Below are 8,355 nucleotides of genomic sequence, written 5' to 3' on the forward strand. Positions count from 1 at the left end.
GGTAATAAAATAAAAAGTTCTTATTAGAATAATAATAAGGATTAATTTGGAGGAAATCTTTTATGAAAAAAGATATGAAGTTTAATTTGTTTTACGGCACAGAAGATTTCACAAGGTTATTTGAGAACTTAATAGAAGATAAAATAAAAAATGTAACAGAAAATATTAAGAATGCACGTTATAATATAAGTGATAACTACTATTCATCCGCACAAAAAGAGATGGATGAAAATGAATAAAATATGGAATATAGGAATTTATGCTAGGGTAAGCACAGAAAAGGTCGAACAAAGTGAATCAGTTGCTTCACAAGTTGGAAATTTAAAAGAATGGATTATTCAGGCTGCCAAAAAAGATAAAGATAGTGTTTATAATTTAATTAAAACATATGAAGATAATGGAATATCTGGTTCTACTATTGATAGAGATGCTTTTAAAAGAATGGCAGAAGATATAGAGAATAAAAAAATTAATATGGTTTTGACAAGAGACCTATCTAGATTTTCAAGGAACTACTTAGAGGCTGGAGAATACATTGAAAAATATTTTAAACTTAATAATGTTAGATTTGTGGCGGTCTTAGATAATGTGGATAATTCACTAGTAGAAGATGATGATATAATTCCATTTAAAAATTTAATTAATGAAATGTACATTAAGGATTCTAGCAGAAAAATAAAAAGTGCATTAAGAGAAAGAATGCAAAGGGGATCATCTATTGCATCTAAACCACCATATGGTTATAAGTATGAAAAAATATACAATGGAGAGCAAAAGACAAATCTCCTAGTTCCAGAAGGTGGAGAAACTACAGAAACAATTAAAGAAATTTTTTCTCTATATTTAAAAGGCTGGGGAGCAGGAAAAATAGCAACATATTTAAATCAAAAAGGTATAGCAACTCCTTCTTCAAAAATAGAAAATTATGCTCGCTCTAAGTTTGGAATTTGGACAAACAATACCATATTTTCGATATTACAAAATCATAAATATGGTGGTTTTTTAGTACAGCAAAAATATAGAAAAGTTAGTTATAAAATGAAAGAAGTTAAGAAAACCTCACAAGAAGATTGGGTTTGGTCTGGGGAATTTGAAGGAATAATAGATAAAGAAACTTTTAATCGAGTTCAGGAAATGCTTAAAAAAAGATCAAATGGATACAGGTATAAGGGAGAGATTATACATCCGTTCAGTTCAGTATTAAGATGCGGAACCTGTGGAGGAAGTTTATCCTATAGAAAAAAATTTGAAGGATATAAGTGTACATTATCTCAAAGTGGTGCAAAAAGATGTACTTGCCATAGCATAAAGGAAAAAGATTTGATCTCACAAATACAAAGCGATATAAGAACAATGATAGATAAAAGCATTAATAAAGAAAAGTATTACAATAAAGTAGAAAATATAAAAATTGAGCAAGATAATGCAAAAGAAATAAAAGAAATAGAAAATGAATTAGAGAAATTAGATGTGAAATTTGCGAAGATGTATGAAGATAAGTTAAATGATCTGATTTCAGAGAGAAATTTTACTAATTTCATTAAGGTCATACAAGAAAAACAAGAAAAATTAATTAAGAAAAAAGAAGAATTAGGAAATATTATGGACAAGTCACACGATAATACTGATATTACAAGCATATATAGGGAAGAACTTAATAAACTTTTCAATTTAGAAGAAATAGAAAGAAGTTTTGTGGAAACAATTATAGATAAGATAGTAGTCAATGAAGATTCTGAGACAAAAGAAAAGAGTATTGATATCTATTATAAATTCAATAGAAATTAAAATTTCCAATATTGTTTAATATCAGAACAGAAATTATTATACCCATTTATTTTCAAATGGGTATAATAATAATATAGAATAATTTCGAAACTCAAGTTTTAAAATTAAGATAAGGTTTTATTAGAAAATCTAAGAAGTATTTTGAAAAGAGGTGAAAAGGTGTTAAGAAAAGTACCATATGGAGAATCAGATTTTAAAAAAATAATAAAAGAAAATTTCCTTTTTGTTGATAAGAGCAAGTATATAGAAACGTTGGAAGATGATGCATCATATCAATTTTTTATAAGACCTAGAAGATTCGGTAAAAGTCTTTTTTTATCAATGCTTAGCAATTATTATGATGTTAATAATAAAGATGAATTTGAAGAAATATTTGGAGAATTATATATAGGAAAAAATCCAACACCTAAAAAAACTTCTTATTTTGTTTTAAGATTAGATTTTGCTAATATTTCTACTAATCAAGATAAAGAAAATTTGATAAAGAGTTTTGATATAAAAGTGGTAGAAGCGGTAAATGATTTTTTGATTAGATATAAGGAATTGTTAAGCAATGAAAAAACGGAAAATAATTTTAATGATGCAATAAGTGCAATCAGTCATTTGTCTTTAAAATTAGCAGGCTCTGATAATAAAATATTGGTTTTAATTGATGAATACGATAATTTTGCAAATGATTTAATAACGTCTAATGAAAGGTTATATTATGATGTGATTTCAAGTCAGGGTTATATAAGAACTTTTTATAAAAATTTGAAATCATTGACTAGCACAATTATTGATAGAATATTTATGACAGGAGTTAGTCCTATTTTATTAGATGATTTAACTAGTGGATTTAATATAACAAAAAATTTAACTCTAGATAGACGTTATAATGAAATGCTCGGTTTTACAGACGAAGAATTGAGATCATTAATAGATGAAATTCAAATTAACAATTTTAATAAAGAAATGCTAATTTTTGATATGAAGCAATATTATAATGGATATTTGTTCTGTGAAGAAAGCGATATTCGTGTATTTAATCCTAATATGGTTTTATATTTCTTAGATAATCTAATAAGAAATAAGAAATATCCTAAAAATATGCTGGATTTAAATATAAAGACAGACTATAAGAAATTAGAAAGTCTTGCGTTTAATTTTAAGGATGAAGAAACAATAGAGAGCATTTTAACTAATGAAGAAGTTGAAGTTAATCTAGTTGAAAGATTTAATTTAGAGTATATGTATGAGAATAAGGAAAACTTCATATCATTATTATTCTATATGGGGATGCTTACAATTAAAGAAGCATTTCTAGGTAGTCTCACGCTTAGGATTCCTAATATTGCAATGAAGGAAATATATTGGGAATACTTTAGGAGAAAGTTATCTGAAACTAATAATTTAAACATAGATAGTGTAAAAGTTAATAGAGCAATAAAAGAGATGGCGGTAAGTGGAAAATGTAATTTGCTGATCGAATACTTAAAAGAATTTCTTTATAATCTTTCTAACAGAGATCTAATTAAATTTGATGAAAAGAATATAAAAGTTATATTGCTATCTATTTTTATGAGTAATGTATATGTTGCAAATAGTGAATATGAAGTTGAAGAAGGATATATAGATGTGTTGCTCACTAAAAATAAAGCATATGAAGAAAGTATTAAATATGAATGGATGATAGAGTTAAAGTATCTTAAGGAAAAAGATAAAAATGCTTTTGAAGAGGTTAAAAAACAAGGCTTGAAACAATTAGAGGGGTATAGCAGCAGTAGAAAACTATCCTCTTCATATGATTTGAACAATATGAAAAAATTATTAATTGCTGTAATTGGCAAAAAAGAAATTGAATGGATTTTAGAATAAAAAGACCAATAACGTCAGTGTGGCAACTGCTACATGCATAGGGTTATCAGCGGTGAAATTATTAAAACAAGATGCTAATGCAGTTATGGTTGTATTACCATCAGATCACTACATTCAAGGTGAGAAGAATTATATAGATACCATATCTCAAGGAATTGATACGGCTAATAAAAGAAGATGTATTGTTACCCTTGGAATTGAACCAAGTAGACCTGAAACGGGGTATGGGTATATAGAAATGGGAGAACGAACTACTGGGAATATACCAACGTATAAAATTGCTAGATTTACTGAAAAGCCAAATTTAGAAGTAGCTAAAGATTTTATATTAAAAGGAACGTATTTATGGAATTCTGGAATGTTTATATTTAGAGCGGATGTGATTTTGCGAGAAATAGAAAAATATCTGCCTAAGTTGCATAGATCGTTAATGGAAATATATAAAAGCCTTGGGGAAGAAAATGAAGAGTCAGTGGTAAAAGAACAATATGAAATGATCGATGGAATCTCAATAGATTTTGGAGTAATGCAAAGAACAAGAAAGGCATATGTTATTAAATGTGACTTTAGTTGGGATGATATGGGCAGTTTTGGAGCTCTAAGTAGATTGTTAAACACTTATAGAAATAACAATATATCGAAAAATGTTTATATAGATGACTGTGAAAATTGCTCGATATTTGGGAATAAGAATTTAATAATTGGATTTGGAATAAAGGATTTAGTTGTTGTTGATGCTGGAGATGTAATACTTGTCATGGATAAGAACAAAGATCAGGAAATAAAGCATTTAATTAATAAACTTAATGAAAATCAAGAATATAGTAAATTTCTATAATTAATAAGCTGTTTCGAAAATATCAGGATGAGTTCGGAACGGCTTTATTAGTTTTGGTGCTTAGCTATTATTGGGTGATGATACATATAATACTTGGACAAATTATTATATAAGCTATTGAAAATTTATACTCAGAGTATTATTATAAATGTACATGATAAATTTAAATTAAATTTTAAATTATCTAAAATGGTAAACGGTTAATATGTAAAGGGAATTTAACAGATATGTAGAGGATGTGATCAAGCTTTGATGATTAATACTCACAAAATCATGGCTGAGAATATTATAAAGCGTGCAAATACGAAGAGTATTTATTTACTCAATGATAAAAGGTTTATTTGGGGGAACATCAAGCCAGATTGTGCGCCTAAATATAAATTCAAGAAGCATTATTTTGATGAAAGTATAGAAATGATAATTGATAAGATTATATATTTATCTTCACTAACGTTAGAAGATGTGTATTTTGATTTAACTATTGGTAAATTTAGTGAAGAACTTGGAGTAATATGTCACTTTTTATGTGACTTTTTCTGTGCGCCTCATTATTATAGATGGGAATTTAAGAATACTAAGGCAGTTAAAAAGCATATGGCCTATGAAAATAGATTAGCAAAGATAGCTAAAGAATTTAAGCCTTTAGGCATAATTAATACAAATGTAAAGTCAAGTAATATAGAGGAATTTATATTAGAATTGCAAAAGCAATATAATGGCGCAGTAGAATTTAAGAATGATCTAACCTTTTCGTATTATGTTTGTGATAGTGTATTAAATATGATTTTAAATAATGTATTTTTAAATGATAAAAAAGTTAGTAAAGCAATTTAGCCTATAAAATATCTTAAAATAGAATAAAACTATTTTAGGATATTTTCATTTGAAGAAAAAATATGAAAAATAATTGTATTAACCTTGACATAAAATTATATAAGTATGGTAGAATAATAAATTATGATGGTAAATAGAATTAAACACCAAAAATGAACTGCTTTGTTAAAAAAATACTAATTGTCATTAATATTTAGATGGACAATAGGGATTTAAAGCGAGTTATAAAAATAATTAATTGTTAAGATAGGAGATAAGCATGGACAAGAGTAGAAATATATCTATGGCGGTTATTAAAAGATTACCAAAATATTATAGATATCTTGAAGAATTGATGAAAAATGATGTTGATAGAATTTCTTCAAAGGAATTAGGCGAAAAAATAGGATTTACTGCATCACAAATTCGTCAAGATTTAAATTGCTTTGGAGATTTCGGACAACAAGGGTATGGATATAATGTTAAGGAATTATATAATCAAATTAGCTCTATTTTAGGGTTAGATAGGGGATACCAAGCAGCTTTGGTTGGAGCAGGAAACATCGGACAAGCGGTATCTAATTATTCTAGATTTGAAAATTTAGGATTTAAAATAACATCTATATTTGATGCAAATCCAAAGTTAATAGGAATGAGAATTAGAGATGTAGAAATAAAGGACATAGATGATATGTCAACTGTTTTGCAAGAAAGAAAAATTGATATAGGAATAATTTGTGTTCCAAGAAAAAATGCTCAAGTAGTTGCAGATGAATTGATAAAAGGCGGAGTAAGAGCTATTTGGAATTTTGCACCTGTAGATTTAGTTGTTCCAGATCATGTAAAGGTGGAGAATGTTCATTTAAGTGAAAGTTTACTGACTTTAATTTATTTATTAAATGAAAGTGATAATTAAAAAATAGATGAAAGAAAATAATAGACTTGATAATAGTCTATTATTTTCTTTTTTTATATTTATATTTAATGAGGCCTAACATTCTAAAGGTAATATATGTGCTGGAATATTATTGTAAAAGGCTTTTAAGTTAGGCATATTTAACTAAATCTTATATTAAAATATAAGATTTTATTGCAAATAACTTGTGTACGTATTATAATTTTAAATATGGTTTGATATTTTTTAAACATACTTGTTATAATATTAACAAATATGTTTGAATTATAATAAAAAGTTATTCAAATAAAATTAATATGCAAGTTTGAAGGAGGATTTTAACATGGAATTAAAGAATGTGATTCTTGAAAAAGAAGGACATTTAGCTATTGTTACAATTAATAGACCAAAAGCACTAAATGCATTGAACTCTGAAACATTAAAGGATATTGATGCAGTTTTAGATGATTTAGAAAATGATACTAATGTATATGCCGTTATAGTAACTGGTGCAGGAGAAAAATCTTTTGTTGCTGGAGCAGATATTTCAGAAATGAAAGATCTTAACGAAGAACAAGGTAAAGAATTTGGAATTTTAGGAAACAAAGTTTTCAGAAGATTAGAAAAATTGGATAAGCCAGTTATTGCAGCAGTATCAGGATTTGCTCTTGGTGGCGGATGCGAACTTGCTATGTCATGTGATATTAGAATAGCTTCAGTGAAAGCTAAATTTGGTCAACCAGAAGCTGGTCTTGGAATAACTCCAGGATTTGGTGGAACTCAAAGATTAGCTAGAATTGTAGGGCCTGGAAAGGCTAAAGAATTAATATATACTTGTGACTTAATAAATGCTGAAGAAGCATATAGAATAGGTTTAGTAAACAAAATAGTTCCATTAGAAAGTTTAATGGATGAAGCTAAAGCTATGGCTAATAAAATTGCAGCTAATGCTCCAAAGGCAGTTGCTTATTGTAAAGATGCAATTGACAGAGGAATGCAAGTAGATATAGATGCAGCTATATTAATAGAAGCAGAAGACTTTGGAAAGTGTTTTGCAACAGAGGATCAAACTGAAGGAATGACTGCATTTTTAGAAAGAAGAGCAGAAAAGAATTTCCAAAATAAATAATATTATTAATTGTAAATAATATTATAGAATTTTGCTAAAAATCTATTTGAGATTTATATATAGTTTGTTATAAAGTAGGTTTAAATAACAAGGAGGGTAATTTAATGAATTTCCAATTAACTAGAGAACAAGAATTAGTGCAACAAATGGTTAGAGAATTCGCAGTAAATGAAGTTAAACCAATAGCTGCTGAAATCGATGAGACAGAAAGATTCCCTATGGAAAATGTTGAAATAATGGCTAAGTTAGGAATGATGGGTATCCCATTTTCTAAAGAATTTGGTGGAGCAGGCGGAGATGTACTTTCATATATAATCGCTGTAGAAGAATTATCAAAAGTTTGCGGTACTACTGGAGTTATACTTTCAGCTCATACATCACTATGTGCATCAGTAATTAACGAAAATGGTACTAAAGAACAGAGAGAAAAATATTTACCTGATCTTTGTAGTGGTAAGAAAATTGGTGCTTTCGGATTAACTGAACCAGGTGCTGGTACAGATGCTGCAGGACAACAAACAACTGCTGTATTAGAAGGTGACCATTATGTATTAAATGGTTCAAAAATATTCATAACAAATGGTGGAGTTGCTGAAACTTTCATAATCTTTGCTATGACAGATAAATCAAAGGGAACTAAAGGAATTTCTGCATTTATAGTAGAAAAATCATTCCCTGGATTCTCAATAGGAAAATTAGAAAATAAGATGGGTATCAGAGCATCTTCAACTACTGAATTAGTTATGGAAAACTGTATAGTTCCAAAAGAAAACCTATTAAGTCAAGAAGGTAAGGGATTTGGAATAGCAATGAAGACTCTTGATGGAGGAAGAATTGGTATAGCTGCTCAAGCTTTAGGTATTGCAGAAGGAGCTTTTGAAGAAGCTGTTAACTACATGAAAGAAAGAAAGCAATTTGGTAAACCATTATCTGCATTCCAAGGATTACAATGGTATATTGCGGAAATGGATGTTAAAATCCAAGCTGCTAAATACTTAGTATACTTAGCAGCAACAAAGAAACAAGCAGGTCAAC

Annotated in this window: 7 protein-coding genes and 1 pseudogene; all 8 read left to right on the forward strand. The window is 28.0% G+C overall.

The window, feature by feature from the left end; genetic code table 11:
• Window positions 1–62: 62 nt before the first annotated feature.
• Window positions 63–239 carry a hypothetical protein gene (locus L3B98_RS17770; RefSeq protein WP_238917734.1) on the forward strand — a complete coding sequence of 59 codons (177 nt, stop codon included), beginning with the start codon at window positions 63–65 and terminating at the stop codon, window positions 237–239.
• Complete coding sequence (locus L3B98_RS17775) at window positions 232–1,788, forward strand: recombinase family protein (RefSeq protein ID WP_238917735.1); 1,557 nt, start codon at window positions 232–234, stop codon at window positions 1,786–1,788. Before L3B98_RS17770 ends, L3B98_RS17775 begins: the two co-directional genes overlap by 8 nt.
• A gap of 159 nt (window positions 1,789–1,947) precedes the next feature.
• Window positions 1,948–3,645 carry an AAA family ATPase gene (locus L3B98_RS17780; protein ID WP_238917736.1) on the forward strand — a complete coding sequence of 566 codons (1,698 nt, stop codon included), beginning with the start codon at window positions 1,948–1,950 and terminating at the stop codon, window positions 3,643–3,645.
• A 25-nt stretch (window positions 3,646–3,670) separates the two neighbouring features.
• Window positions 3,671–4,483: pseudogene (locus tag L3B98_RS17785) on the forward strand (sugar phosphate nucleotidyltransferase); the annotation flags it as partial.
• A gap of 252 nt (window positions 4,484–4,735) precedes the next feature.
• Window positions 4,736–5,317 (forward strand): zinc dependent phospholipase C family protein, encoded by a 582-nt coding sequence (locus L3B98_RS17790; protein ID WP_238917739.1) that lies wholly within the window; start codon window positions 4,736–4,738, stop codon window positions 5,315–5,317.
• Between the two features lie 259 nt (window positions 5,318–5,576).
• Window positions 5,577–6,212, forward strand: a complete 636-nt coding sequence (locus tag L3B98_RS17795; RefSeq protein WP_015390576.1) for a redox-sensing transcriptional repressor Rex — start codon at window positions 5,577–5,579, stop codon at window positions 6,210–6,212.
• Between the two features lie 322 nt (window positions 6,213–6,534).
• Entirely contained in the window at window positions 6,535–7,320 is a 786-nt protein-coding gene (locus L3B98_RS17800) for a short-chain-enoyl-CoA hydratase (RefSeq protein ID WP_015390577.1), read from the forward strand.
• 104 nt (window positions 7,321–7,424) lie between these two features.
• A partial coding sequence (locus L3B98_RS17805) for an acyl-CoA dehydrogenase family protein (RefSeq protein ID WP_238917737.1) occupies window positions 7,425–8,355 on the forward strand: 931 nt, incomplete at its 3' end.

The sequence above is a fragment of the Clostridium sp. YIM B02555 genome, from assembly GCF_022320955.1.
Lineage (GTDB): Bacteria > Bacillota > Clostridia > Clostridiales > Clostridiaceae > Clostridium > Clostridium saccharoperbutylacetonicum.

Excerpts from the sequence above, each read along its gene's own strand:
- L3B98_RS17770 (WP_238917734.1), top strand. The coding sequence starts at position 63 with ATGAAAAAAGATATGAAGTTTAATTTGTTTTACGGCACAGAAGATTTC.
- L3B98_RS17775 (WP_238917735.1), top strand. The coding sequence starts at position 232 with ATGAATAAAATATGGAATATAGGAATTTATGCTAGGGTAAGCACAGAA.
- L3B98_RS17790 (WP_238917739.1), top strand. The coding sequence starts at position 4,736 with ATGATTAATACTCACAAAATCATGGCTGAGAATATTATAAAGCGTGCA.
- L3B98_RS17795 (WP_015390576.1), top strand. The coding sequence starts at position 5,577 with ATGGACAAGAGTAGAAATATATCTATGGCGGTTATTAAAAGATTACCA.
- L3B98_RS17800 (WP_015390577.1), top strand. The coding sequence starts at position 6,535 with ATGGAATTAAAGAATGTGATTCTTGAAAAAGAAGGACATTTAGCTATT.